This window comes from Streptomyces sp. 15-116A (genome assembly GCF_025290915.1).
Lineage (GTDB): Bacteria > Actinomycetota > Actinomycetes > Streptomycetales > Streptomycetaceae > Streptomyces.
Genome location: NZ_JAOCQE010000054.1, coordinates 1 through 24,583, shown reverse-complemented (window position 1 = coordinate 24,583; position 24,583 = coordinate 1). Strand labels below are relative to the sequence as shown.

The window sequence follows — 24,583 nt, the reverse complement described above, 5'->3', positions numbered from 1 at the left end:
CAGGCCGATACTCAACGGCCTCAGCCGCGTCACTTGCCTCGTTTGTGGCTCCAGTAAGCCAAGAGCACAGCGGCTACGACCACAAAACCGCCGAGAATCCAGGTAGCAGCAGGGTTGTCCTCGAAACCGATTCCGGACGTCGCTAGGGTCATCGCTCTCCTATAGCCAAGATCCAGTAATTCCGACTCCACCGAAGTAGCCACCCACGGCATACGCGACATCGACCGACTTCGCTGCCTTACCGGCCGCTCCAGCCAACTTCATGGCGGCGCCCACTCCTCCGGTGCCGGCACTGAAGATTCCCAGTGCCACCGTCTCACCAGCAGAATTGCCGGACGCAACCGACCCGGCCACCGTCAAGCCGACGGAAGCGACCGTGGCGCCGATCGCTACTGGCGCGGACACGGGAGCCAGCGCGGCCAAGCCGACCACTGTGCCCGCCAACCCCAGTCCCTCTCCGAGCGAGAGCAGCCCTGTGGGGTCGATGCGGTTGACGGGGTCGCCTTCGGCGTAGAGGTAGGGGTTCTTCTCCTGGCCGGAGGGGTCGGGGCTGTTGAAGCGGCCGATGTTCGGGTCGTAGTAGCGGGCCGCGAAGTGGTACAGGCCGGTGGGGTCCTGGAAACCGCCGGCGAACCGGTACGGCTGCGGGAAGCTCTCGGTCGTGGCGGCACGGGTGACGCCGCGGGGGCTGTAGGCGTAGGTGTTCACCTTCGTACCGGACTCGTCGGCGAGTGCGATGACGGAGCCGATCGCGTCGGTGAGGTAGTAGTACGACTTGCCCCCGGTCGTCATGGAATTCAAGGTGCCCCCGGGTTCCCGGTTGAATCCCATGTCCACACCCGCCGTGGTCTTCGCCGAGAGGCCGAGCGGGCCGTTGTGGAAGAACGTGTCGCCGAGCTTGATCCGTTCGCTCTGGTCGGTGGAGCCGTACTGGCCCGCGTAGGTCTTGCCGCCGACGGTCAGCGAGGTGAGCTGGCTGTAGTCGGACCACGTCTCAGCGGTGCGGGCCTGGGCCGTGGTGGAGGCGCCGGCGGTCTCGTTGCCGGTCTTGTCGTAGGACCAGCCGGTGGAGACACCGTTCTTCGCGGTCAGCTGCATGGCGTCGTTGTAGGTGAACGTGGAGCCGGACCCCGGGCAGGTACCGGTGGCCGACTGGGAGGTGAGGTTGCCGGCCTGGTCGAAGCAGTACACCCACGTCGTCTTCAACGTGGTGCCGGCGGTCTCCTTGGCCAGCGTCATCCGCCCGGCGCTGTCGTAGGTGTAGGTCTGCTTGAGACCGGTGACCGCGTCGGTGCGGGTGCGGATCTTCGCCCCGTCCTTGCCCGCATGGGAATACGAGTAGGCCAGGTCGACCAGAGTGCCCTTCGGCGAGGTGGCCTTGATCTTCTCCGGGCGGCTGGACTTGTCCGGGGTCACCGTCTGCACGGTGCCGCCGGGATAGGTGGTCGTGGTCCGGACGTCGTTCGCGTTGTACTTGTACGTGGTCGTCTTACCGGTCGGATCCTTCAGCGCGGTGAGCTTGTTGACCTCGTTCCAGGTGTAGTCGGTGACACCGGCCGGGTCCTCGTAGGTGTCGACGTTGCCCGCGGGGGTGTAGGAGAGCTTGGTCTGCGAGCCGTTCTGCAAGGTGCGTACGGTCTCGCGGGAGAGCGGGTCGAAGGCGTACTTGGTCACCCCGGTGGAGTCGGAGCGCTGGGTGAGGTTGCCGTCACCGTCGTAGGCATAGTTCACCGTGGTGTTGGTGGAGGACACCTTGGTGATGCGGTCACGGTGGTCGTAGACGTACACGGTCTTGATGCCGCGGCCGTCGGTCGCCGTCTCGGGCCGGCCCAGGGCGTCATAGGTGTAGGTCGTGGCGCCGAGCGGAGCGGGCGGGGTCACCTTCACCAGGTTGCCCTTCGCGTCGTAAGTGAACGCTGTGGACACCGACTTGGTGGCCGACATGGTCGTCGTCGCCTTGCAGGTCTGCCCCTCGAAGCCGCCGCAGGTCGGGGTCGCCGGGTTGTGGTCGAAAGTCTGCTTGCCGCCACCCGTACCCGTGATGGCCACAGACTTGGTGTTGCCGGCCGTGTCGTAGGTGTAGTCGGTCTTCTCACCATCGGGGCTCGTGAGCGAGCCGGGCAGATCCGTGCCGGCGATCGTCTGATAGCCGGTCAGGGTCGCGGTGGCGCCGGTGGGCAGCTTGGCCGAGGTGGGGTTGTTGCGGGCGTCCCAGCCGTAGGCGGTGACATTGCCCGGCGTCGTGCCCACACCCATCGCATCGGTGGCGGTGTCGATGTTGTGATTCGGATCGAACGTGCGCGAGCGGGAATGGCCGAGCGCGTCGGTGACCTTGGTGACACCGCCGTCCGCGTTGTGCTCGTACTTCGTGGCGTGCTGCTCCGGGTCCGTGACCGTCGTCGTACCCGCCGCCGACGGATCGCCGTTGGAGTAGGCGTAGGTGTAGGTCGGGCCGGTGTGCCCGGATCCGTTGAACTCGGTGGCGCGCAGCATCGAGCGGACGCGGTTCTGATCGTCGTAGCTGAAGACGGTGACCCGCCCCTCGGGGGTGGTGATCTTCGTCAGGCGGCGGGAGGAGTCGTAGTCGAAGGCGGTCGCCTTGCCCTCGGTGTCCGTGGTCCTCGCCAGATCACCCGCCGCGTTGAGGTCGAACACGGCGGTGCGGCCGGTGTGGTCCTTGGCCTGCCACTGACTCGCGTTCGTCTTGACCAGGTCGATCCAGCGGCCGGAGCGGGTCTCGGTGAGCTTGAAGCCCTTGTGTTCGGTGCCGTCGTCGTGCTGGTCGACGGTGATCGTGCCCTTGTTCCGGTCCGTGACCTTCGTCAGCGTGCCGTGCGTGTTGTAGGTGTCCCTGGTGCCGGACTTGCGGTCGGTCAGCGTGTACGTGCCGTCCGCGTTCTTCTTCAGGTCCTTGGAATAGCCCTTGGGAGTGGTGAACGTGCCGTCCGCGTTCTCGGTGAAACGGACCGTGGCACCGGTGGCGTCGTAGAACACCACCTCCCCGTCGAACAGGTGCAGGTAGCGCTCGTACTCCTGCCACCACCGCTGCGACACCTTCCCCCACGGCGCGTCGAAGGAGTTGTACGTCCGCGCCAGGCGCAGCGACTTGCCCACGCCCGCGACCTCGAAGTCGGTGGCGGCGAGCATCAAATTGCCGGTGGAGAGATTGATCCTCGCCACCAGCGAGTCAGTGATGCGGAAGTCCGATATATCATGCCACGGCACCGCCCCCTGATCCTCCGGGACGAACACCGCCGCGCCGGCATCGGCCCCCGGAGCTCCGGACGCCCCCTTGGGCGGCTCGGGCAACTCACCGCTGCGGGCGCGTTCCTTCTGCTCCGCCCGCCACGCGGCCTGCGCCTTCGTCGGCTCGGCCTCCACCTCACCGGCCACCGGCTCGGTCTCACCGACCTTCACCGGCGGAACCTCGAAGTCGCTCTTCTTGCCCCACGCCGACGTCGGACCCGGATCCACCGGAGCCGGCGACGGCGCGGCGAACGCCGGGACCGCCGGAGCGATCAGCGACAGCGCCGCGAGTGCCGAGACGAGTCCGTACCGTGATGATCTCCGGGCACGCCAAGTCGGCGTGCCGGAAGCACGCTTGTGCATCAGCTTCCCCCCACAGGAAGTCAGACCCGGCAACCCCAGCGGTCACCAGGGCCACACAACCTGTCACAAGAAGCACACAAGCCGACCGGCTCTGCCCAGGAGTCTCCTACGCACACCGGCCGGAATCAGCCCTGCCGCATGGACGGGGATGCGCAGACAAAAGCGACACGAACGGGTGTACGGAGTGCTGACAAGGGAGCGTCGGGTAATTTCAACCGATACGCACCAGGCTTCGAGTTGTCTTATGACAACTACTGGTCTGAGCACCACCCCGAGGGGCGCAGGCGCTCTACTACGGGGACCGGCTGGCGCAGGGCGACACGCGTCGCATGCAGTGGTACCGGAACGCGTCCCGCTCGCTCTCCGAGTCCGCGGGGTACACGGAGAGCGAGTCGCGTCAGCTGTTCCTGCCCCTGATCGACCTGGGCGCCTGGCCGGCCGCCATGCCCCAGCTGACCCGACCGGCCATCTCTGTGTGATCCGGCTACCCGACCGCATGTGACTGAGCGTCGTAGTTGACGAGTTGAGTGTGTGCGGCAGGCAGCGCTGACCGGGCTAATTTCGCCGCATGAGAGTCACGGCTGTCCTGCGTCAGCTGCGTCGCCCCGCTTCACAACGCCCAAGTGGAACGGAGCCGCGTCGTCGGGGAGGGTGCCGTTGCTCCGCCTGCTCCAGCCGATCATCGGTCCGTACGTCAAGTGACGGATCGGCGCCCAGAACGTCTTGGTGATGGAGTTGCCGCCCGGCTTCCACACCCGGCCCAGAGCGTCCTGCTGCCATACCGAAGGGCCGGAAGAAGTGAAGTCGCACTCCTTCTTCTTCCGGTAGCGGTTGTCGAGGCAGATTCCGCTCGCCACGTTCTGGAAGAACCGGCCACTGTCGGTACGCTTCCACTGCTGTTCCGGTGCGTTGGTACTGCACGGAACGAGCGGGTGGACCGGGGTGCCAATCGGGTCCTGACGCGTCGTCGCGCACAGGATCTTCCCCTCGAAGAACGTTGAGATCACGAAAGTGTCGCCCTTGTCGGGGATGTCCGCTTGGGCGGGTGCGGCCGCGATTGTCGGTAGCAGGGCCGCCGCGGCCACCGTCAGGGCGGTGCGGGCCATCTTCGAAATGCGCATCCTGGTCCTTCTGTGGATCTTGCTTGCCCGCGCACGATACTCACGCGACATGCCCCTTCCTGGCAGCTCAGACCCAAGATCACCTAATCGCTCCGGCAACGTTACTTCGCATCGAAGGCCCGTTGCCAAGCGGCAACGGCGCCGTTGAGCACGATGCAGTTTCGTCCAGTGATCAAGAGAGCTCCTTTCATGAAGATCCGCACCACAGCCACCGCTGGCCTGCTCGCGGCCACCGCCCTGGCCGCGCTCGCTCCGACCCAGGCATTCGCCGCCCCGCAGGCCCCGCCGTGCACGAAGAAGAACATCGCCTACCTCGACGCGCAGAACCAGCACGAGGACGCCGAGGCCAAGGTCACGACAGCCGAACAGGCCCTCGACCGGGCCAGGAGTGACCGGGCGAAGGTCGACCGCCTCGGCAACCTCAGCGAAGGGCTGTACCGAACCCTGGCCAGCGGGCGTACGACCGAGTCCGTCTATGTGGCGTCCGACGTCAACCGTGAGCGGAACACGCTCTCCGACGCCGTCGACAAGCACGACGCGGTCGCCGCCGCCGATGCCGCCGTGAAGCTGGCCGACGCCACCGAGAAGGCGATGACGGACCGCCAAGTCCCGCACGACGCCCTCCGCAATGAGGCTGAAAAGTACATCAAGGAGTTGCGTTCCGCCGCCGAGGAGGCCCGTTCCGCCACCGAGGCACCGAACGTCGAGGCTCGCCAGGCCGACCTCAACGCAGCACGGACCGAACTGACGAAGGCGGCCAAGGCCGTACGCCCGGCCCGCGACGCCTACCGCAACTGCCTGGACAAGCTCGTCAACTGAACACCCCAGCCACCAGCGGCACCTCCGGTCAGGCTATGAGCAGCCCGGCAAAGCGGCGCTCGGCCGAGCTTCCCCAGCCGAGCGCCGGCTCCACATTCCCCGTGCGCCTCATCGTCGTGTGGGAGCCGCGTTACCGGTCTCCGCTTCGCCGGCCGAAGCCCGAAACGACCGCGAGCTCGACGCGGCGTGGCGCCAGGACCGGTTCCCCATCGGTCACTGGATTCGGCAGAACAAGGTGCCCTTCTACCAGCAGATGAAGCCGCTTCTCGACGCCTACGCCGCCCAGCTCACCCGAATCGTCGACGCCAGCCCGCTCAACTCGCCAACTCGCTCGCCAACTGAAGCGCTCAGTCACATGGCCCTGGAAGCAGCCGTCGGACAGCGAGGAGGAACACAGGCAGCCTGCGGGAGTTCCTGGTCGCCTTCGCCGAGGGGGCAACGGCCCGCTGGCCCGCCTCGACGCACGCCGACGAACCCGAGGCTCAGGGCCGCCGGCCGCTGGTGACCGGCGCCGTCACCATGAGCGAACTCTCGCGCTACCGGCTCAGCCGGCGGAACCTCCGTACCGCCAAGGGCAGGAACACCAGCGTCAGCACGACCGGCCACACCCCCGCCATCAGCAACGCATGCTGCTCCACCCACGAATCCCCGCCCCCGACCGGCGTACCGAACAGCTCACGCGTCGCTGCGGCCGTGGAGGAGATGGGATTCCACGCGGCGACCCACCCCAGCCAGTCCGGCATGAGCTGCGGCGCCACGAAGATGCTGGAGATCATGGTCAACGGGAAGGCCACCGCGAACAGCCCGCCCGCCGCCTCGGGGTTCGGCACCAGCAGCCCCAGCCACACCCCGATCCAGATCAGCGCGAACCGCAGCCACAGCAGCAGCCCGAACGCGGCGATGAATCCCCATCCCCCGTCCGGCCGCCATCCCATGGCCAGCGCGGTGAGCATCATGATCCCCAACTCCGCGCAGGCGACGAGCAGATCGGTCACCCCGCGCCCGGCCACCACCGCCGACGACGCCATCGGCATCGAGCGGAACCGGTCGATGACGCCCTTGGTGGAGTCGTACACCACCACCGTCGCGGTGTTGATGAAGCCGAACGCCATGGTCATCACGAACATGCCCGGCATCAGGAAGTCCTTGTAGTCCCCGCCGCCCGGCACCTGCATCGCGCTGCCGAAGACATAGCCGTAGAGCAGCACGGAGAGGATCGGAAAGCCCAGTTGCCAGGCGATGTTGACGGGCTGGCGCTGGTAGTGGGTCAGTCCGCGGCGGACGATGTTCCACACATCCGACAGGACCCAGTACGTACGGCCGTGCGCGGCCTCCACGGTGCTCATGCGCTCGCCCCCTTCTCCGTCTCCGTCTTCTCGGCCCGATGTCCCGTCAGCCGCAGGAACACGTCGTCGAGGCTCGGCCTGCGCAGCCCGATGTCCTCGACCCGTACCCCCTCGTCCTGCAAGGTCCGCGCCACCTCGGTCAGCGCGGACACCCGGTCCGTCACCGAGGCGTGCACGCGCAGCCCCTCCTCCTCCGTCTCGGGCTCACCGTCGGCGACCCGCGCGACGACCTTCACCACCCTTGGCAGCTCGGCCCGTTCGGCGACGACGACCTCGATACGGTCGCCGCCGACGAGGTTCTTCAGCCCGTCCGGGGTGTCGTCGGCGATGGCCCGCCCCTGGTCGATGACGGTGATCCGGGACGCCAGCTTGTCGGCCTCCTCCAGGTACTGCGTGGTGAGCAGCACGGTGGTCCCGCCCGCCACCAACGCCCTTACGGACTCCCAGACTTCGCCCCGGCTGCGCGGATCGAGCCCCGTCGTCGGCTCGTCCAGGAACAGCACGGCCGGCGCGAGGATCATCGACGCGGCGAGGTCGAGCCGCCGCCGCATGCCGCCGCTGTAGTCGCCGACGCCCTTGTCGGCGGCGTCGGTCAGATCGAACTGCTCCAGCAGCTCGCGCGCCCGCACCTTGGCCCGTTTGCCGCCCAGGTGGAACAGCCGGCCGAACATCTCCAGGTTCTGCCGCCCGGTGAGCACCTCGTCCACGGCGGCGTACTGCCCGGTGAGCCCGATCCGCGCCCGCACCTCGCGCGCCTGCCGTACGACGTCGAGCCCGGCGACCGTGGCCCGCCCGCCGTCCAGCCGGATGAGCGTGGACAGGATGCGCACGGCGGTGGTCTTGCCGGCGCCGTTCGGCCCGAGCAGCCCGTGGACGGTGCCTTCCCGCACGGCGAGGTCGAAGCCGTCGAGGGCGCGCTTGTCGCCGTAGCGCTTCTCCAGCGCCTCGGCCCGCACCGCGTATCCGTCGGTCATGGGTCCCCCTTCCGAGAACTGAGTACAGCGTACCCGATTGCGCGTACGTCGTACCCAGTTTTTGCGCGCGCACCTAGACTGCCCTCATGACGAGCGGTACGCAGACCAGCGGCAGCGGTGACATCGCCCGGACCCTCGACCTGCTGTGGGACACGGGCCGGCGACCGAGCCGCGGCCCGAAACCCGGGCTGACGCTGGACCGCATCGTGGAGACCGCCGTCGGCATCGCGGACCGGGACGGGCTCGACGCGGTGTCGATGCGCCGGATCGCCACCGAGCTCGGCACCGGCACCATGTCGCTGTACCGCTACGTCCCCGGCAAGGCCGAGCTGCTCGACCTGATGCTGGACCGCGTCCAGCGCCCCTCGGACGACCCGGACGACCTCGGCGACGGCTGGCGCGCGGCCCTGGAGGCGCTCGGCCGGGCCACGCTCGCCCTCTACCGCCGCCACCCCTGGCTGCTGGAGGTCAACCAGTCCCGCCCGATCCTCGGCCCGAGCGCACTCGAGGGCATGGAGAAGGTGCTCTCCCGGATCAGGACGATGGGCCTGAGCGACCCCGAGCTGGTGTCGGTGATCATCATGATCGAGGGGTACGTCGTCGGGGCCGCACGCACGCAGGTCTACCAGGAGGAGGCGGAGCGCAGGTCAGGTCTGACCGACGCCGAGTTCTGGGAGGCGCAGCGGCCGGTCCTGGAGAAGGCCATGCACAGCGGCCGTTACCCGGTGCTGGCCTCCCTCTCGGAGGACGCCTTCGGCTCCGACTTCGACCACTTCGAGTTCGGCTTGCAGCGCATCCTGGACGGCCTGGAGGTGTGCGTGGCGGCACGGGGCGCGCAGGCTGCCGACGCGGCTGACAGCACGGCGTGCGCTCCGGCGGACAGCACCGCGAGCGCACCCGACGAACGGCCGTGACTCAGCCGCGCCGCCGGAACACCCGTCGCAGCCCGAACAGGACGACACACGCGGCGATCAGCCCGATCGCCCCGACCGTCAACCGCCCGCCCTCAGCCTCGTCCCCGTCGCCGGACGCGCCGGAGTCCCCGGAGGACGAACCCCCCTCACCGCCCCCGCCCCCCGGCACGTCCCGCGCCGCGACCCCGCTCTCCGCGCCCTCACTGCCGAACAGCAGCCGCGACCCGTCCGCGGAGTACGTGACGGACTCCCCCTGCCCCTGGAGCGGCACGCTGAGCCGGCCCTTGCGTTCGAGCTTGCCGTCGTTCCAGGCATAGTGAATGCCCCCGAAGTACCCCCGTACAGCCAGCTGTTGACCATCGGGCGAGAGCGCCGCGTCGGTCGCCCACAGGTCGACGGGAGCGGTCGGCCGGAAGACGTTGCTGCCGGAGGCGGACAGCCGGGCGGGCCCCTCGTACAGGTGCCCGCCCTCCTCCTGCTTGTCGATGATGTACACGCGCCCCGTCCTGGGATGCACGACCATCGCCTCGGCGTCACGGCTGCCGTCGGCGTACTTCACCACGTACTGCGTGGCCCGGACCGTCTGGTCCTTGAGCGTCGCGGGCTCGGGCAGCCGGTAGATCCACACGTACGGCCACTGCACGCCGTCGTTGTCGCCGATGTCGCCCACGTAGAGCTGGTTGTCCGGGCCCATCGAGATCGCCTCGATGTCGCGCGGGGTGCCCACACCGGTGAGGGTGACGGTCGCGACGGTCTCGCCGGTGCGGCTGTCGACGGCGTAGAGGAAGGCGCCGTCGTCCTGGTCGTTGTGCGTCCAGTAGACGCCCTTGTGCTGCCGGGAGGCGGCGAGCCCGCTGGACTCGGTGATGCGCGGGTCCTTGATCGTGAACCCGCCGTCGCCGTCGTCGGCTTGGGCGGCGGTGGGCACGGCGAGGGCACCCGCCAGAAGTCCCGCGGCGAGCAGGGCGAAAGATCGGCGCATGCCCCAAGAGTGCCACCCCGCAGGGCGGGAGGAGGGCTGGTGTCCGGACTCACATCGCGACGACCGGCGGGATCGTCCATGATGATCGTGTGCTCAGGTTCATGCCCGTCGGCGACTCGATGACCATCGGGAGCGCGGGTGAACACACCTGGCGCTACCGGCTGTGGCAGCACCTGTGCGCTACGTACGGCGACCCCTTCACGCTGGTCGGCCCCCGCGAGACGCTGCGCGACCCGTCGACGGACGAACCGACGTCGTACGCGTACGCCGACCCGGACTTCCCGCGCGGGCACCTGGCCGGCTGGGGCGAGGGCTGGTGCCACATGGCGCCCCTGATCGGCGAGGCGGTCCGCTCCTGCCGCGCGGACGTGCTCCTCGTCTCCCTCGGCCTGATCGACCTGGGCTTCTACACCAACGCGGAGCAGACGGCGGCGAACGTCCGCACCTTCGTGTCGGAGGCGAGGGCGGCCCGCCCCCGGATCCGCATGGTCCTGATGCCGGTCATCCCGAACATCCGCGCCCAGCAGGACGCCCCCTTCGCCGAGCAGGTCACGCTCTTCAACGAGCAACTAGCCAAGACGGCCGCCGACTTGGACACCCCCACGTCCCCCCTCCTCCTGGCCACCCCGTCCGCGTCGTACGACATCCACACGGACACCTACGACGGCACCCACCCCAACGCGAGCGGCGAACACAAGATCGCGTCAGCCTTCGCGGAGGCGATGTGGCAGAGCTGGGACCTGGGCGGGCCCTACGAGGGCTGAGATATCAACAGCTCGTACGCACCGGCAACTGGAAGGCCTTGTCGGTCTGCGACCTGACCATCGCGGCGACAGCCGAGCGGCATGGCGCCATCGTCCTTCACTATGACGGGGACTTCGACATGATCGCCTCGGTCACCGGCCAGCGGACAGCCTGGGTGGCCCCAGCGGGCACCGCCGATTGATCGCGAGGGCCGTACACGAGTGCCGCGTCTCACCCGCTTGCCTAGAGCGCACTTCAAGACGTTGGCTGGACCGTCATGGAGTACACGCAGCTCGGACGCACCGGACTCAAGGTCAGCCGACTCGTCCTCGGGACGATGAACTTCGGTCCGCAGACCGACGAGGCCGACAGTCACGCCATCATGGACGCGGCGCTGGACGCCGGGATCAACTTCTTCGACACCGCCAACGTCTACGGCTGGGGCGAGAACAAGGGCCGCACCGAGGAGATCATCGGCACCTGGTTCGCCAAGGGCGAGGGCCGGCGCGACAAGGTCGTCATCGCCACCAAGGTGTACGGGAACATGGGCGCCGACGGCGCCGCCTGGCCCAACCACGACAAGCTCTCCGCCGTGAACATCCGCCGGGCCGTGGACGCCAGCCTCAAGCGGCTCAAGACCGACTACATCGACCTCTACCAGTTCCACCACATCGACCGCAGCACCCCGTTCGAGGAGATCTGGCAGGCCGTCGACGTCCTGATCCAGCAGGGCAAGATCCTCTACGTCGGCTCCTCCAACTTCCCCGGCTACAAGATCGCGCAGGCCAACGAGATCGCCGCCCGCCGCGGCGGCACCATCGGCCTGGTCAGCGAGCAGTGCCTCTACAACCTCGCCGAGCGCCGCGCCGAGATGGAGGTCATCCCGGCCGCGCAGGACTACGGCCTCGGCGTGATCCCCTGGTCGCCGCTGCACGGCGGACTACTGGGCGGGGTGCTCAAGAAGGAGGCCGAGGGCGTGCGCCGCGCCTCCGGACGCGCCGCCGAGACCCTCAAGGACCCGGCCGCCCGTGCCCAGATCCAGGCGTACGAGGACCTCCTCGACAAGCACGGCATCGAACCCGGCGAGGCCGCCCTGGCCTGGCTGCTCACCCGCCCCGGCATCACCGGCCCCATCGTCGGCCCCCGCACCGCGGACCAGCTGACCTCCGCGCTGCGGGCGGTCGACCTGGAGCTGAGCGAGGACCTCCTGGCCGGCCTGGACGAGATCTTCCCGGGCCCGGGGCCGTCCCCGGAGGCGTTCGCCTGGTAGCCGCGGCAGCGGGTACGGCGTGATGGCGGGCGGCGGCGCTACTTGCCCAGCGCCGCCGCCAGCGCCACCACGACGAACATCAGCACGAGCGCACCGGCCATGATCCGGTTACGGGTCTTCGGGTCCACGTCCTCGAGCCTAACCGCCCGCCCGGAACGCATGACGCGCGACCGTCTCATAACGGGGCTGCTCCCCCGGCACCCCGGACGTCGGCAGGTTGCTCCGCACCAGCGCCAGCTCACTCACCGTCCAGGTCCGGCTGCGGAACGCGCGCAGGGCCTCGACGTACGGGCGTACGTCCACGGCGTCCCGGCTGCGGGCCACCGTCAGATGCGCCTTGTACCGCCGGTGCTCCCCCATGTCGATCCCGGCCTTCCGCGCCGCCGCCTCGGCCCGCCCGGCCAGCACCCCCAGCTCCCGCAGATCCCCGTCCGCCCCGGCCCACAGGGCCCTGCCCCGCCCGAACTGCCCGCCCCCGCTGAGCGCCAGCGTGAAGGGTTCCGTACGCGACGCGGCCCGCCCGAGCCGGTCCGTCAGCTCGGGCACCAGCTCCTCGTCGACCTCCCCGTAGAAGGCAAGGGTGAAGTGCCACCCCGGCTGCCCGGTCCAGCGCAGCCCATCGGCCCCGGGGAGCTTCTTCAGCAGGGCCACCTCGGCGGCGAGTTCCTGGGTCACGTCCTCGGGGGGCAGCAGCGCCGCGAACAGTCTCATGGGTCCAGTCTGCCGGGTGTGACCTTGTCACCGTGCGTATCGTTGTACTGCGCGGCTGCATGCGACGAACGGCAGCCGGGGAGGAGCGCCACGATGACCGTCCTCGACGAGAGGATCGAGATGGCCGAGACGGGCGACGAACTCACGCTCGACACCATGTTCGAGTGGCTGGAGAAGATGCCCATCCCCGAGGGTTACAAGACCGAGATCGTCGGGGGGCATATCTTCATGACGCCGCAGCGCCGCACTCACTGGGGGATCACTTTCAGCATCCTCAAGCAACTGAGCAGCCGCTACCCCGAAGAACATCTGTTGTCCGACGTCCGCATCGACTACCCCGGACACCTCAACGGGATCGCCGCTGACGTGACAGCGATCCGGGAGGGCGCCGATGAGGACGAGAACGGGCGCTTCCGCCCCGAGGACGTCGAGTTCGTCGCAGAAGTCATCTCCAAGCGCACGGCTTCCAACGACTACGGCCCGAAGAAGGACGTCTACGCTGCCGCCGGCGTCCCCGTGTTCCTGATCGTGGACCCGTACACGGGCGAATGGCACCTGCACACGATGCCGCAGGACGGCAAGTACCACGGCAACGTCAGCTTCGACTTCGGCGTCGACATCGACCTCACCGACACGCCCGTCGGCCTCACCCTGAAGACCGACAAGTTCCGCCGCGACTGACCCCCTCAGCTCACCGGCGCCAGCGCCTCCCCCCGCTCCCGTGGCACGAACCGCACGACCGGACGCCCCCGGTGCCAGCCCACCGTCAGGCGCAGGTTGCCCACCCTCGCCAGGATCAGGCCGATGACCGCCGCAGCCGTCACCGCCACCGCACCGCCGACCGCGAGGCCGGCCCGCGCGCCGTACGTGTCGGTGATCCAGCCGACGATCGGCGCGCCGACGGGGGAGCCGCCGAGAAAGACCATCATGTAGAGGGCCATGACGCGGCCCCGGACCGCTGGGTCCGTGGACATCTGGATGCTGGTGTTCGTGGTGACGTTGACCGTCATCGCGAACAGGCCGATCGGGATCATCAGCAGGGCGAACATCCACAGCGCCGGTGCCGCCGCCGCCAGGATCTCCACCGCACCGAAGGCCAGCGCCGCCAGGATCAGCAGCCGCAGCCGGGCCGTCCCGCGCCGCGCGGCCAGCAGCGCACCCGCCACCGAGCCGACCGCCATCAGCGTGTTGAACATGCTGTAGACGCCCGCGTCGCCGTGGAAGACGTCGTCGGCGAAGGCCGACAGATACACCGGGAAGTTGAAGGCGAACGTGCCGACGAACCCGACCAGCACGATGGGCCAGATCAGCTCCGGGCGCCCGGCGACATAGCGCAGGCCCTCCCGCAGCTGCCCCTTGCCGCGCGGCGCCCGCTCGACGGCGTGCAGCTCACGGGAGCGCATCAGCAGCAGACCGGTGAGCGGCGCGATGAAGGACAGGCCGTTGAGGAGGAAGGCCCAGCCCGTGCCCACGCCGGTGATCAGCAGGCCGGCGACGGCGGGGCCGACCAGGCGAGCGGACTGGAAGTTCGCGGAGTTCAGGCTGACCGCGTTCTGCAGCTGGCCGGGGCCGACGAGTTCGGAGACGAAGGACTGGCGGGCCGGGTTGTCGACGACGGTGGCGAGGCCGACCGCGAAGGCGGCGAGGTAGACGTGCCAGACCTGCACATGGCCGGTCAGGGTGAGCACGGCCAGCGCGATCGCGGTGAGCGCCATCGCGGACTGGGTGACGAGAAGCGTGGGGCGCTTGCGCAGGCGGTCGACGAGGACACCGCCGTACAGGCCGAACAGGAGCATCGGCAGGAACTGCAGGGCCGTGGTGATGCCGACGGCGGCCGAGGAGCCGGTGAGGCTGAGCACCAGCCAGTCCTGGGCGATGCGCTGCATCCAGGTGCCGATGTTGGAGACGACCTGGCCGAGGAAGAACAGGCGGTAGTTCCTGATCCTCAGCGAGGAGAACATCGAGGTCTTGCGGGGTCGACGCCCGACGGGGGTGCCGCAAGGTGTGTCGTGGGTGTGCGGAGCGGGGGCGGAAGGTGTTCCGGGTCCCGTACTCAAAGGTTCGCCTCCTCGCGGATCACGCTTACAGATGCGCCAGCTTCTCCAGCACCGGGGCCGCGGCGCGCAGCTTGGCCCACTCGTCCTCGTCGAGCTCCTCGACCAGGGAGGCCAGGAAGGCGTTCCGCTTGCGGCGGCTCTCCTCGAGCATGGCCTCGGCCTGCTCGGTCTGCGTCACGACCTTCTGGCGCCGGTCGTCCGGGTGCGGCTCCAGCCGGACGAGCCCCTTGGCCTCCAGCAGCGCCACGATGCGGGTCATCGACGGCGGCTGGACGTGTTCCTTGCGGGCGAGCTCGCCCGGGGTGGCCCGGCCGCAGCGGGCCAGGGTGCCGAGCACCGACATCTCGGTGGGGCTGAGCGACTCGTCGACCCGCTGGTGCTTGAGCCGACGGGACAGCCGCATCACGGCGGAGCGGAGGGCGTTCACGGCGGCTGCGTCGTCGCCATGGCTGAGGTCCGGCATGTTCTTTAGCTTACCTCATTACCCTCCCTAAAGGCCCGTCGGAGGAACCCACGGATGCCCCTGACGGCCGCCGGTCACACACCGGATCACTCATACGGGTGATCCTTCAACGGAACCTGACACACCGCACCAGAGTGTGCGGCGACGCTCAGGGACATGGGGACCGACGTGCTCAGCCTGCGCATAGACCACGAACTGCTCGAACGGCTCCGCGAACACGCCGCCAAACGCGGCATGAGCGTCCAGGACTATGTCGTCCGGACGCTCATGCGCGATGACTTCGACCAGCGGTTCCAGACCGCCGTCGAGGAGACGGAGAAGTTCTACGGGGTCACATGACCCACAGCGGGTGTTACGTCAGCCCCAGCGCCGGCATCAGGTAGTAGAAGGCGAACACCGCCGCCACCACGTACATCGCCACCGGCACCTCCCGGCCCCGCCCGACCGCGAGACGCAGCACCACGAAGGTGATGAAGCCCATGCCGATGCCGTTGGTGATCGAGTAGGTGAACGGCATCATCAGCATCGTCACGAAGGCCGGCACGGCGATCGTGTAGTCCGCCCAGTCGATCTCCTTGATCGACCCCGCCAGGATCAGGAAGCCGACCGCGAGCAGCGCGGGCGTGGCCGCCTGGGACGGGACCATGGTGGCGACCGGCGTGAGGAACAGCGCCAGGGCGAACAGCGCGCCGGTGATCACATTGGCGAAGCCGGTGCGCGCGCCCTCGCCGACACCGGCGGTGGACTCCACGAAGCAGGTGGTGGCCGAGGCGGAGCTGGCACCGCCCGCGGCGACCGCGATGCCGTCGACGAAGAGCACCTTGTTGATGCCGGGCATCTGACCCTCGCCGTCGGTCAGCTTGGCCTCGTCGGAGACGCCCATGATCGTGCCCATCGCGTCGAAGAAGCACGACAGCAGCACGGTGAAGACGAACAGGATGCCGGTGAGCACCCCGACCTTCGCGAACCCGCCGAACAGGCTGACCTCGCCGATCAGTCCGAAGTCGGGGGTGGCCACCGGGTTTCCGGGCCAGGTCGGGTTGGTCAGGCCCCAGGAGGGCACGTCGGCGAGCGCGTTGATGATCATGGCGACGACCGTCATCGCGACGATCGACAGCAGGATCGCGCCGGGCACCCGGCGCACGATCAGCGCCAGCGTGAGCAGCGCGCCCAGCACGAAGACGAGCACGGGCCAGCCGTTGAGGTGACCGTCGGCGCCGAGCTGGAGCGGGACGGTGGTCTGGGCGGCGTCCGGGATACGGGAGACGAAGCCGGAGTCGACCAGACCGATCAGCATGATGAACAGGCCGATACCGATGGCGATGGCCTTGCGCAGCCCGTACGGCACGGCGTTCATCACGCGCTCACGCAGACCCGTGGCGACCAGCAGCATCACCACGAAACCGGCCAGCACGACCATGCCCATCGCGTCCGGCCAGGACATCCGCGGGGCGAGCTGGAGCGCGACGACCGAGTTCACGCCGAGTCCGGCGGCCAGCGCGATCGGGACATTGCCGATGACGCCCATGAGCAGCGTGGTGAAGGCCGCCGTGAGCGCCGTCGCGGTGACCAGCTGACCGTTGTCGAGCTGGTTGCCGTACATGTCCTTCGCGCTGCCCAGGATGATCGGGTTGAGCACGATGATGTAGGCCATCGCGAAGAACGTGGCGAAACCGCCGCGGACCTCGCGGGCGAGGCTGCTGCCGCGCTCGGAGATCTTGAAGAAGCGGTCGAGCGCTCCGTACGCGGGGCCGGACCCCGGCTGGTCGGGGACGGGGGCCTTGGCGGGGGCCGAGGTGGACATGCGGGACCTCATCACCGGCGGACCTCCCCCAAGGTCCTTTGGTGTTTTCTACGAACAGAAGTGGTCAGAGACAAACGGATTCAGTATGAACATATAACGGCCGCATTGCCATCTACTCGCGTAGAGAGCGCGGCACCGTAAGCTGTCGCCCATGGCAGGGCTTTTCTCGGGAACCCCGATCAGGCACGAGGCGCCGGAGCCCCTGGAGGGGCCCGTCGTCGGCACGATCGTCGGCGGCACGATCGTCTGGTTCGTCCTCTTCCTGGTGCAGCTGCCCTTCTACGGCTGGTTCGACGAGCACGGCCACACCTGGTGGCTGTGGACCTGTCTGGCCGGAGGCGGCCTCGGCTTCATCGGCATCTGGTACGTCCGCAGGCGGGACGCCGCGATCAAGCGGGCGCGAGCGGAGCGGGCCGGGCAGGAGTCCGGCCAGTCCCCCGCCTCCACCGCCGACTGACCCTCAACCCCCGTATCCCCCACCGCCGTACGACCACGGCACTACACGCGCCCGCACCCGTCCTCCCCTGGTCGGATCTTCCGCGCATTCGGCGGGTGAACCCCCAAAACCGCACGTACCGTCGAATGCATGACGCATCTCGACGCGGGCTCCCAGGTCGACGTCGCACGCCCCGCCACCCTCACCTCCCCGGTGACCGGGCTGACCTCCGCGGAGGTCGCCGAGCGGGTGGCGCGCGGGCAGGTCAACGACGTCCCCGTGCGCAGCAGCCGGTCCCTGACCGAGATCGTCCGCGCGAACGTCTTCACCCGCTTCAACGCGATCATCGGCGTCCTGTGGGTGATCATGCTGGCCGTCGCGCCGATCCAGGACAGCCTGTTCGGCTTCGTGATCCTCGCCAACACCGGCATCGGCATCGTGCAGGAGTGGCGGGCGAAGAAGACCCTGGACTCGCTCGCCCTGATCGGCGAGGTGCGGCCCACGGTGCGCCGGGACGGGGTGGCCGCCGGGATCAGTACGTCCGAGATCGTCCTGGACGACCTCATCGAGATCGGGCCGGGCGACAAGGTCGTCGTCGACGGGGTGTGCGTCGAGGCGGACATGCTGGAGATCGACGAGTCGCTGCTCACCGGCGAGGCCGACCCGGTGGTGAAACAGCCCGGCGACCAGGTGCTGTCGGGCAGCTTCGTGGTCGCGGGCGGCGGCGCGTTCCAGGCGACCAAGGTGGGCCGCGAGGCGTACGCGGCGCAGCTCGCCGAGGAGGCGTCCCGCTTCACCCTCGTCCACTCCGAGCTGCGCTCGGGCATCTCCACGATCCTCAAGTATGTGACGTGGATGATGGTCCCGACCGCGATCGGCCTGATCATCAGCCAGCTGGTGGTGAAGGACAACGAGCTGAAGGACTCCATCGCCCGCACGGTCGGCGGCATCGTGCCGATGGTCCCGGAGGGGCTGGTGCTGCTCACCTCCATCGCCTTCGCGATCGGCGTGATCCGGCTGGGCCGCAAGCGGTGCCTGGTGCAGGAGCTGCCCGCCATCGAGGGTCTGGCCCGCGTCGACACGGTCTGCCTGGACAAGACGGGCACCCTCACCGAGGGCGGCATGGACGTCACCGAGCTGCGGCTGCTCGACGGGAGCGAGGAGAGGTACGTCCATCGGGTGCTCGGCGCCCTCGGCGCGTCCGACCCCCGCCCCAACGCCTCCCTGAAGGCGATCATCGACCGGTACCCCGCGGCCGACGGCTGGCGCTGCACCGACGCGCTGCCCTTCTCCTCCGCCCGCAAGTACAGCGGGGCGGCGCTGGACGAGGGCGACGGCCGGGCGGTCACCTGGCTGCTCGGGGCGCCCGACGTGCTGCTGGACGCCGACGACCCGGCGCTGGAGGAGACCGATCGCCTCAACGAGCAGGGCCTGCGAGTGCTGCTGCTCGCCCGCACCGAGCGCGCGCTGTCCGACGAGGACGTCGCCGAGGGCGCCCGGCCGGCCGCGCTGGTGGTGCTGGAGCAGCGGCTGCGGCCGGACGCCGCCGACACGCTGCGCTACTTCGCCGAGCAGAACGTCCGGGCGAAGGTCATCTCCGGCGACAACGCGGTGTCCGTCGGCGCGGTCGCCGCCAAGCTCGGCCTGGAGGGCCGGACGATCGACGCGCGCCGGCTGCCCGCCGACCGGGACGAGATGGCCGAGGCGCTGGACGAGGGCACGGTCTTCGGGCGGGTCACCCCGCAGCAGAAGCGGAACATGGTGGGCGCGCTCCAGGCGCACGGGCACACGGTCGCGATGACCGGCGACGGTGTGAACGACGTCCTGGCGCTGAAGGACGCCGACATCGGCGTGGCGATGGGTGCCGGGTCGGAGGCGACCCGGGCGGTCGCGCAGATCGTGCTGCTCAACAACAGCTTCGCCACCCTGCCGTCGGTGGTCGCGGAGGGCCGCCGGGTCATCGGCAACATCACGCGCGTGGCGACCCTGTTCCTGGTCAAGACGGTGTACTCGGTGCTGCTGGCCGTGCTGGTGGTCTGCTCGCAGGTGGAGTACCCGTTCCTGCCCCGCCACCTGACCCTGCTGTCCACGCTGACCATCGGCGTCCCGGCGTTCTTCCTGGCCCTCGCCCCCAACAAGGAACGCGCCCGCCCGCACTTCGTCCGCCGGGTCATGCGGTACGCCATTCCCGGCGGCGTGCTGGCCGCGCTGGCGACCTTCGCGACGTATCTGATCGCCCGCGCGCACTACACCGGCGAGGGCGCGCTGGACGCGGAGACGAGTGCGGCGACGCTCACGCTGTTCCTGATCTCGATCTGGGTGCTGGCGATCATCGCCCGGCCGTACACGTGGTGGCGGATCGGTCTGGTGGCGGCGATGGCCGGGGCGTTCCTGCTGGTGCTGGTCGTGCCGTGGCTGCAGGAGTTCTTCGCGCTGAAGCTGGTGGGGATGACGATGCCGTGGGTCGCGGTGGGGGTGGCGGTGGTCGCGGCGGTGACCCTGGAGTTTCTGTGGAAATGGGTCGACCGCCGGTTCCCAGCATGACGCTTCGCTGGGAAACGGCGGTCGGCTTTCCGTCCGTTGTGGTTGCTCGCGCAGTTCCCCGCGCCCCTATCGGGGCGCGTTTTAGCGGACGTCTACGAAGTCGCCCGCCGCGTTGACCGCCGGAGTCGTCGTCGTGCCCGCAAAGCTGAAGCGGTAGTAGCCGTCCGTGGAGGCCGTGACCGTGGTCTTGAGGTTGCCGGTGCTGTTGGTCTTGAGGGTCTTGATCGTGGTGTAGGTGCTGGAGTCCTTCTTGCGGAACTGCAGCTTCACCGACTGGTTGGTGTAGCCGTGGTACTCGTTGTCCTCCCAGTTGGCGCGGGAGAGCTTGCCGGTGACCGTGATGGTCTTGCCCTTGGTGACCGGCTCCGGGGAGGCGTTGACCGTCTGCCTGGAGTAGCGCTGGACCAGGGTGGTGCCCAGGTCGCCCTGTTCGGAGAACTCCTCCGTGGCGAAGTTCAGCGCCAGGCCGCCGGCCTTCCAGCTGCCGGCGTCGGAGTTGATCAGCTCGCCGTAGGCCGGGTAGACGTCGATGTCGCCGGTGCAGGTGGCGGTGGTCGGCGAGGTGGAGGTGCAGATCGCCGGGTAGTCGCCGAGCAGCAGGTTGTCCGGGGCCGCGAAGGCGCCCTTGTAGATGAACGGGCCGGTCGCGAAGTCCTCGGAGTGGATGTCGACGTCGGCGCCGTGGGTGATCGTGTAGGTCACCGAGGTCGAGACGTGGTTCGTCGTGCCGACCTTGACGGCCTTGGTGATCTTCAGGTTGGAGAAGGAGACGTCCAGGTCCCCGTTGGGGTCACCGGCCGCGAAGGCGGACCGGGCGGAGTGCGAGGCCGCGAGGTGGGCCGCGGCCTCCTCACGGTACGAGGGGCCGTCGGCCTGGGCGGCCGGGACGGCGAGGGCGGAGAGGGCCAGGGCGCCGGAGACGGCGGCCACAGTGGCTCGAATGCGCATGCGTTCCCCAGGTGGGAGAGAGGGGCCCCGGCTCTGGTCGTCCCCAACGGCTCGTCGTCGGCACGGGGCCCAAGTGATCGTGGAGTCTGTTGACTCGGAAGATCAGATTCACCACCCGGGCGAATGGTTGTACGAGGCGTGGAGAATTTGTGCGAGCGTTTCTCACGGCCTCGTACGGGCGCTTCGCCTCAGTCGAACCACCGGTCCCGTGCCAGTTCCTCCGTGCGGGACGGGTCCTCCAGGAGGGCCGCGACCTCGAAGCGGCGGGGCCACTGGCCGGCCGCCCAGGCCAGGCCCGCCGCCACGCCCTCCAGGGTGGAGGCGTGCAGGACGCCGTCGTCGGTGAGGCGCCAGTCGATCTCTACGCCGTCGACGACGAGTTCCTCGTGTTCGACGTAGGAGGTGAGGGTGCTCGGGCCGAGGAGTACGCGTACCGAGTCCGGCACGCCGTGTTCCGTGCCCTCGGAGTGGACCTCGCCGGTGACGGACTCGCTCAGGCGCCGGACCTGGAACAGCTCCGCGAGGTCGGCCGCGCGGGTGGGGCGGACCGGGAGCAGGGGGACGCCCTCGGTGAAGGGCAGCAGGTCGGGCGAGTCGACGACCACCGCGTCCGCCGCGTCCACCACCCGCACCCGGCCGTCGATCACCGCGCGCAGCTCGTCCGGCAGCGTCACCTGCTCGGGGTCCAGTTCGGCCAGGGCGCCGTACAGAGCGTGCAGTTGGGCGGCGGTGACCTCGCGGTCCGGGTCGGCGAGGCGGTCCAGCAGCTCGGCCGCGCCGCCCGGTTCGTCGAGGAGCGCCGCCACGGACGTACGGACGCCGAGCGCCCGCAGGACCTGCTCGTCGTCGAACCCGGTCGCGTCGGCCTCGTCGTACAGCCCGCGCAGCAGCGGGTCGCCGCCCGCCGCGCGCAGTCCTGCCGGGCGGCGCCCGTCGAGCACGGGGTGGCCGCGCAGCCACCATGCGGTGTACGGCCGTACGACCTCGTGGGTGCCGTCCGGCAGCAGGATGCGCACCGGCTGGGTGAGGGCGTCCCGCAGCGGCGGGCGGGCGAGGAGGGCGAGGGCGCGGGGCCACTGGTCGTCGTCCACGAGGTCCAGGTCGCGGACGGCGACGATCTCGGTGGCGACCGGCGGCACGGGCGTGTCGGGGAAGCGGTCGAGGATGTCCTCGCACCACACGTCCACCGCGTCCAGCAGTCCCGCGTCGTCCGGCTCCGCGAAGTCGCTCTCCCTCGGGTCGAGTTCGTCGGGGTCGAGGACCACGTCGGTGGCGCGGATCAGCGCGAAGTTCACCAGGACCCCGCAGGCGGCCAGCGGCTGCTGGCCCCACCGCTCGGCGAACTCGGCGTCGACGGCGGCGAGTTCGCCCTCACGCATGACGGAGGCGAACGGGCCGCCGGGAAAGACCAGTTCGCAGGCCGGGGACAGTTCGCCGTCCTCGTCGGGCAGGGCGAGGGCGCCCAGCCAGGGCTCGTCGCCGGGCTCCAGGCCCGCGTCGCGGACGAGGCCGAGCACGGTGTCGGCGAGTTCCTCGGTGTCGAGGGCGTCCTCCTCCCAGTTCAGGGGCCCCTCGTCGGCCAGCGACGCGGCGACGGCGGCGCGCACCTGCGGCGTGGTGAGCACGGCACGCGGGGTCGCCGGGAGCGCGCCGAGCTTCTCCAGCAGGGGGTGGGCGGCGTCCGGGTGGGCGACCTTGAGCCCGAGCCGGGCCAGCACCTCCGGGTCGATCCGCGCGGCCTCGATGCCCGGCAGCAGCACCTGCCGCGGCCCGATCGTCGTCCTCCCGTCGGCCAGCGGCACGGGCAGCCCCGACAGCCGGTCGGGGTCGACCCCGGCCAGGGTCTCGTAGAGCCGGTGCCACCACTCCGGCGCCTTCTCCAGACCCGCGAGCCGGTCGATCGCGTCCGTCAGCGGAAGCCGGGCGACGCCGAGCGTGCGCAGCTCGACGCGCCGTTCGAGCCCTGCGGGCAGCAGCGTGGGCAGCACCTCCGCCAGCACCCGTACGGTGTCGGCGCCCGCGCCCTCGACGAGCTCGGCGTCCCGGGGGCGCAGCGCCTCGGGCAGCTCGGAGTCGTCGTGAGGTACGGCCGCAGGCGGCAGGAACGCGGTGCGCGGCAGCCGCTGGAGGATCGCCTGGCGCAGCGCCCCGTCCAGCTCGCCCTTGCCGAGCGGCCCGGGCACGAGGTCGATGATCCCGGCGGTCACGGGCCGCCACTCGGCGAGGAGTTCGGCGTAGGCGTCGGCGGCGCGCTCGACGAGGAAGTCGGTGAGCGGTCCCGGCGCCGCGTGCCGCCGGGTGGAGTCGAGCGGGAAGGACGCGATGAGCAGCGCCGGCACGCCGAGGGGCTCGTCGCTGGGGGTGGGCGCGTGCAGGACGGGGCTGGTGCGGGGCCGCCCGGGGCTGCCGTCGCCGTCGACCGGGACGGCCCAGGTGACCGACCAGTGCGGCCGCAGCCGCTCCTCGACGGGCCGGTCGGCGAGCAGCTCGGCGCTGAGCGGGCCGTGCGCGGCGGCCGTACGCCACCGGGTGGTCCCCTCCCGGGAGTCCTCCACGACGACGAGGGTGCCCTCGGTGCGGCGCCGCAGCGTCCGCGGCTCGTCGTCCCCGGCCTCGACGACGACCTCCTCCAGGCCGGGCAGGGCGAGCAGCAGGGCGTCGTCGACGGCGTGGAGCAGCCGCTCGGCGAGATCGGCGGCGGCCGCGTCACGCAGCGGCAGGATGACGGCGGTGTCGTACGGGGCGGGCGGGGTGCCCTCGGCGGCGAAGGGCAGCCGCAGCAGGGGCACGTGCCCGTCGCGCCGCCGGATCTCGTCACCGAGGCCGGGGCTGTGCCGGGCGGTGTCGTCCGCGAGCGTCCGTGCCTCGCCGAGGGACCAGCGCACACCGCCGTGCCGCCCGACGACGGCGGGCTCGTCGGTGACCGCGAGCACGGCGGCGAACCCGACCCCGAACCGGCCCACGGCCCGCTCGGGGGCGTCCCTCTTGGCAGAGGCCCGGAGGGTGGACAGCGACTCGACGCCGGCGGCGTCCAGCGGGGCCCCGGTGTTGGCGGCGACGAGGACGCCGTCCCGCAGGGTCAGCCGCAGCCGGCCGGGCACCCCGGCCCGTGCGGCGGCGTCGGCGGCGTTCTGCGCGAGCTCGACGACGAGCCGGTCCCGGTAGCCGCCGAGGACGAGGTCCTCCTCGGCGTTGGCGTCCTCCCGGAACCGCGCGGGGCTGGTGGCCCAGGCGTCCAGCACCCCGCGCCGCAACCGGGCCGTCCCGAACGGATCGGCCCCCTCTGCGGCGGGCCGCACGAACTTGCTCACGTTGATCTCTCCTCAGGGGCCCACATCGGCGCGTGAGGTCGAAGGTACCGCCCCGCTCACCGGAGACCCACGCCACATGCGACGGGTGCCCGGACCGGGCTGCCGGTGACAAGCGGCACAGGCGCGAGAAGCAGTACTACCCGGATTAGTGACAGAAGCCGTGAAATCCGGACATCGGCTGACCGGCCGAGGCTGATCGATCGCCCTGAAATGGCGGTCCGCGCCCGTCGGCCCCCTCCGTCAAGAGACCTGGATCTCACGCCCGATATACGACCTTCCGTCGTAGGTCACACCTTTGCGGCCTTTGCCCGGCTCGGGCTACCAATGAACAGCCACCGCGGCGCGGTCCTGTGCGTCGGGTGGTTTTCCTCTGCCCCCTGCACCACGAGGTTTCGATGTTCGAGCGCGCCATGTCCCGTCTCCCCCGTACGCCCCTGACCCGTACCCGCGCCGCCGTGCTGGCCGCCGGCCTGGCGGGCTCGGTCGCGATGGGAGCCGGGGTCGCGGTCGCCGCCGCCGACACCACGGCC

The 24,583-nt window shown here is 69.9% G+C and carries 21 protein-coding genes; 10 read left to right on the top strand and 11 right to left on the bottom strand.

The genetic code is table 11. The features are described from left to right. Positions 1-159: 159 nt before the first annotated feature. Positions 160-3,609, bottom strand: a complete 3,450-nt coding sequence (locus N4P33_RS12485; protein WP_260826450.1) for an RHS repeat-associated core domain-containing protein — start codon at positions 3,607-3,609, stop codon at positions 160-162. A 329-nt stretch (positions 3,610-3,938) separates the two neighbouring features. Between N4P33_RS12485 and N4P33_RS12480 the strand changes: the two genes are divergently transcribed. Beyond that, positions 3,939-4,088 (top strand): hypothetical protein, encoded by a 150-nt coding sequence (locus tag N4P33_RS12480; protein WP_260826449.1) that lies wholly within the window; start codon positions 3,939-3,941, stop codon positions 4,086-4,088. Between the two features lie 96 nt (positions 4,089-4,184). On the opposite strand, the gene N4P33_RS12475 is transcribed toward N4P33_RS12480, so the two are convergent. Next, positions 4,185-4,730 carry an RICIN domain-containing protein gene (locus tag N4P33_RS12475; RefSeq protein WP_260826448.1) on the bottom strand — a complete coding sequence of 182 codons (546 nt, stop codon included), beginning with the start codon at positions 4,728-4,730 and terminating at the stop codon, positions 4,185-4,187. A 189-nt stretch (positions 4,731-4,919) separates the two neighbouring features. Here N4P33_RS12475 and N4P33_RS12470 point away from each other — a divergent pair, with 189 nt between their 5' ends. Continuing rightward, positions 4,920-5,549 (top strand): hypothetical protein, encoded by a 630-nt coding sequence (locus N4P33_RS12470; RefSeq protein WP_260826447.1) that lies wholly within the window; start codon positions 4,920-4,922, stop codon positions 5,547-5,549. 536 nt (positions 5,550-6,085) lie between these two features. Here the strand turns inward: N4P33_RS12470 and N4P33_RS12465 are convergent. Both N4P33_RS12465 and N4P33_RS12460 read right to left on the bottom strand, forming a co-directional pair. After that, positions 6,086-6,895, bottom strand: coding sequence for an ABC transporter permease (locus N4P33_RS12465; protein WP_260826446.1), 810 nt, complete (start codon positions 6,893-6,895; stop codon positions 6,086-6,088). After that, a complete protein-coding gene (locus N4P33_RS12460; protein WP_260826445.1) occupies positions 6,892-7,869 on the bottom strand; it encodes an ATP-binding cassette domain-containing protein in 978 nt (325 codons plus the stop codon). Before N4P33_RS12460 ends, N4P33_RS12465 begins: the two co-directional genes overlap by 4 nt. 86 nt (positions 7,870-7,955) lie before the next feature. On the opposite strand from N4P33_RS12460, the gene N4P33_RS12455 reads away from it, so the two are divergent. Next, positions 7,956-8,783, top strand: a complete 828-nt coding sequence (locus N4P33_RS12455; RefSeq protein ID WP_260826444.1) for a TetR/AcrR family transcriptional regulator — start codon at positions 7,956-7,958, stop codon at positions 8,781-8,783. Position 8,784: 1 nt separating this feature from the next. On the opposite strand, the gene N4P33_RS12450 is transcribed toward N4P33_RS12455, so the two are convergent. Beyond that, the gene (locus N4P33_RS12450; protein ID WP_260826443.1) at positions 8,785-9,765 is read right to left on the bottom strand and encodes a WD40 repeat domain-containing protein; all 981 of its coding nucleotides are present in this window, start codon (positions 9,763-9,765) and stop codon (positions 8,785-8,787) included. A gap of 89 nt (positions 9,766-9,854) precedes the next feature. On the opposite strand from N4P33_RS12450, the gene N4P33_RS12445 reads away from it, so the two are divergent. The 3 genes from N4P33_RS12445 to N4P33_RS12435 all read left to right on the top strand — a co-directional run bounded on the left by N4P33_RS12445 (position 9,855) and on the right by N4P33_RS12435 (position 11,779). Continuing rightward, positions 9,855-10,529, top strand: coding sequence for a GDSL-type esterase/lipase family protein (locus N4P33_RS12445; protein WP_260826442.1), 675 nt, complete (start codon positions 9,855-9,857; stop codon positions 10,527-10,529). Beyond that, entirely contained in the window at positions 10,490-10,711 is a 222-nt protein-coding gene (locus N4P33_RS12440) for a PIN domain-containing protein (protein ID WP_399029314.1), read from the top strand. Before N4P33_RS12445 ends, N4P33_RS12440 begins: the two co-directional genes overlap by 40 nt. A 75-nt stretch (positions 10,712-10,786) precedes the next feature. Further along, positions 10,787-11,779: an aldo/keto reductase gene (locus N4P33_RS12435; protein ID WP_260826441.1), complete on the top strand. Its 993-nt coding sequence runs from the start codon at positions 10,787-10,789 to the stop codon at positions 11,777-11,779. Positions 11,780-11,917: 138 nt separating this feature from the next. On the opposite strand, the gene thpR is transcribed toward N4P33_RS12435, so the two are convergent. Next, the gene (thpR, locus tag N4P33_RS12430) at positions 11,918-12,490 is read right to left on the bottom strand and encodes an RNA 2',3'-cyclic phosphodiesterase (protein WP_260826440.1); all 573 of its coding nucleotides are present in this window, start codon (positions 12,488-12,490) and stop codon (positions 11,918-11,920) included. A 93-nt stretch (positions 12,491-12,583) separates the two neighbouring features. On the opposite strand from thpR, the gene N4P33_RS12425 reads away from it, so the two are divergent. Then, positions 12,584-13,171: a Uma2 family endonuclease gene (locus tag N4P33_RS12425; protein WP_260826439.1), complete on the top strand. Its 588-nt coding sequence runs from the start codon at positions 12,584-12,586 to the stop codon at positions 13,169-13,171. A 5-nt stretch (positions 13,172-13,176) separates the two neighbouring features. Here the strand turns inward: N4P33_RS12425 and N4P33_RS12420 are convergent, their stop codons facing one another. Both N4P33_RS12420 and N4P33_RS12415 read right to left on the bottom strand, forming a co-directional pair. Further along, positions 13,177-14,547 (bottom strand): MFS transporter, encoded by a 1,371-nt coding sequence (locus tag N4P33_RS12420; protein ID WP_260826438.1) that lies wholly within the window; start codon positions 14,545-14,547, stop codon positions 13,177-13,179. Between the two features lie 25 nt (positions 14,548-14,572). After that, entirely contained in the window at positions 14,573-15,010 is a 438-nt protein-coding gene (locus N4P33_RS12415; RefSeq protein ID WP_260826437.1) for a MarR family winged helix-turn-helix transcriptional regulator, read from the bottom strand. 156 nt (positions 15,011-15,166) lie between these two features. Here N4P33_RS12415 and N4P33_RS12410 point away from each other — a divergent pair, with 156 nt between their 5' ends. Beyond that, positions 15,167-15,349: a ribbon-helix-helix protein, CopG family gene (locus tag N4P33_RS12410; RefSeq protein WP_073934554.1), complete on the top strand. Its 183-nt coding sequence runs from the start codon at positions 15,167-15,169 to the stop codon at positions 15,347-15,349. Between the two features lie 13 nt (positions 15,350-15,362). On the opposite strand, the gene N4P33_RS12405 is transcribed toward N4P33_RS12410, so the two are convergent. After that, positions 15,363-16,814, bottom strand: coding sequence for an NCS2 family permease (locus N4P33_RS12405; RefSeq protein WP_260826436.1), 1,452 nt, complete (start codon positions 16,812-16,814; stop codon positions 15,363-15,365). A gap of 151 nt (positions 16,815-16,965) precedes the next feature. On the opposite strand from N4P33_RS12405, the gene N4P33_RS12400 reads away from it, so the two are divergent. Then, on the top strand, positions 16,966-17,271 hold the full coding sequence (locus N4P33_RS12400; protein ID WP_260826435.1) for a DUF2530 domain-containing protein: 306 nt from the start codon (positions 16,966-16,968) through the stop codon (positions 17,269-17,271). Between the two features lie 129 nt (positions 17,272-17,400). Further along, complete coding sequence (locus N4P33_RS12395) at positions 17,401-19,794, top strand: cation-translocating P-type ATPase (protein ID WP_260826434.1); 2,394 nt, start codon at positions 17,401-17,403, stop codon at positions 19,792-19,794. An 81-nt stretch (positions 19,795-19,875) separates the two neighbouring features. Here the strand turns inward: N4P33_RS12395 and N4P33_RS12390 are convergent, their stop codons facing one another. Together N4P33_RS12390 and N4P33_RS12385 are read right to left on the bottom strand one after the other, a co-directional pair. Next, a complete protein-coding gene (locus N4P33_RS12390) occupies positions 19,876-20,742 on the bottom strand; it encodes a hypothetical protein (protein ID WP_260826433.1) in 867 nt (288 codons plus the stop codon). A 188-nt stretch (positions 20,743-20,930) separates the two neighbouring features. Continuing rightward, entirely contained in the window at positions 20,931-24,053 is a 3,123-nt protein-coding gene (locus N4P33_RS12385) for a sacsin N-terminal ATP-binding-like domain-containing protein (RefSeq protein WP_260826432.1), read from the bottom strand. Between the last annotated feature and the right edge of the window lie 530 nt (positions 24,054-24,583).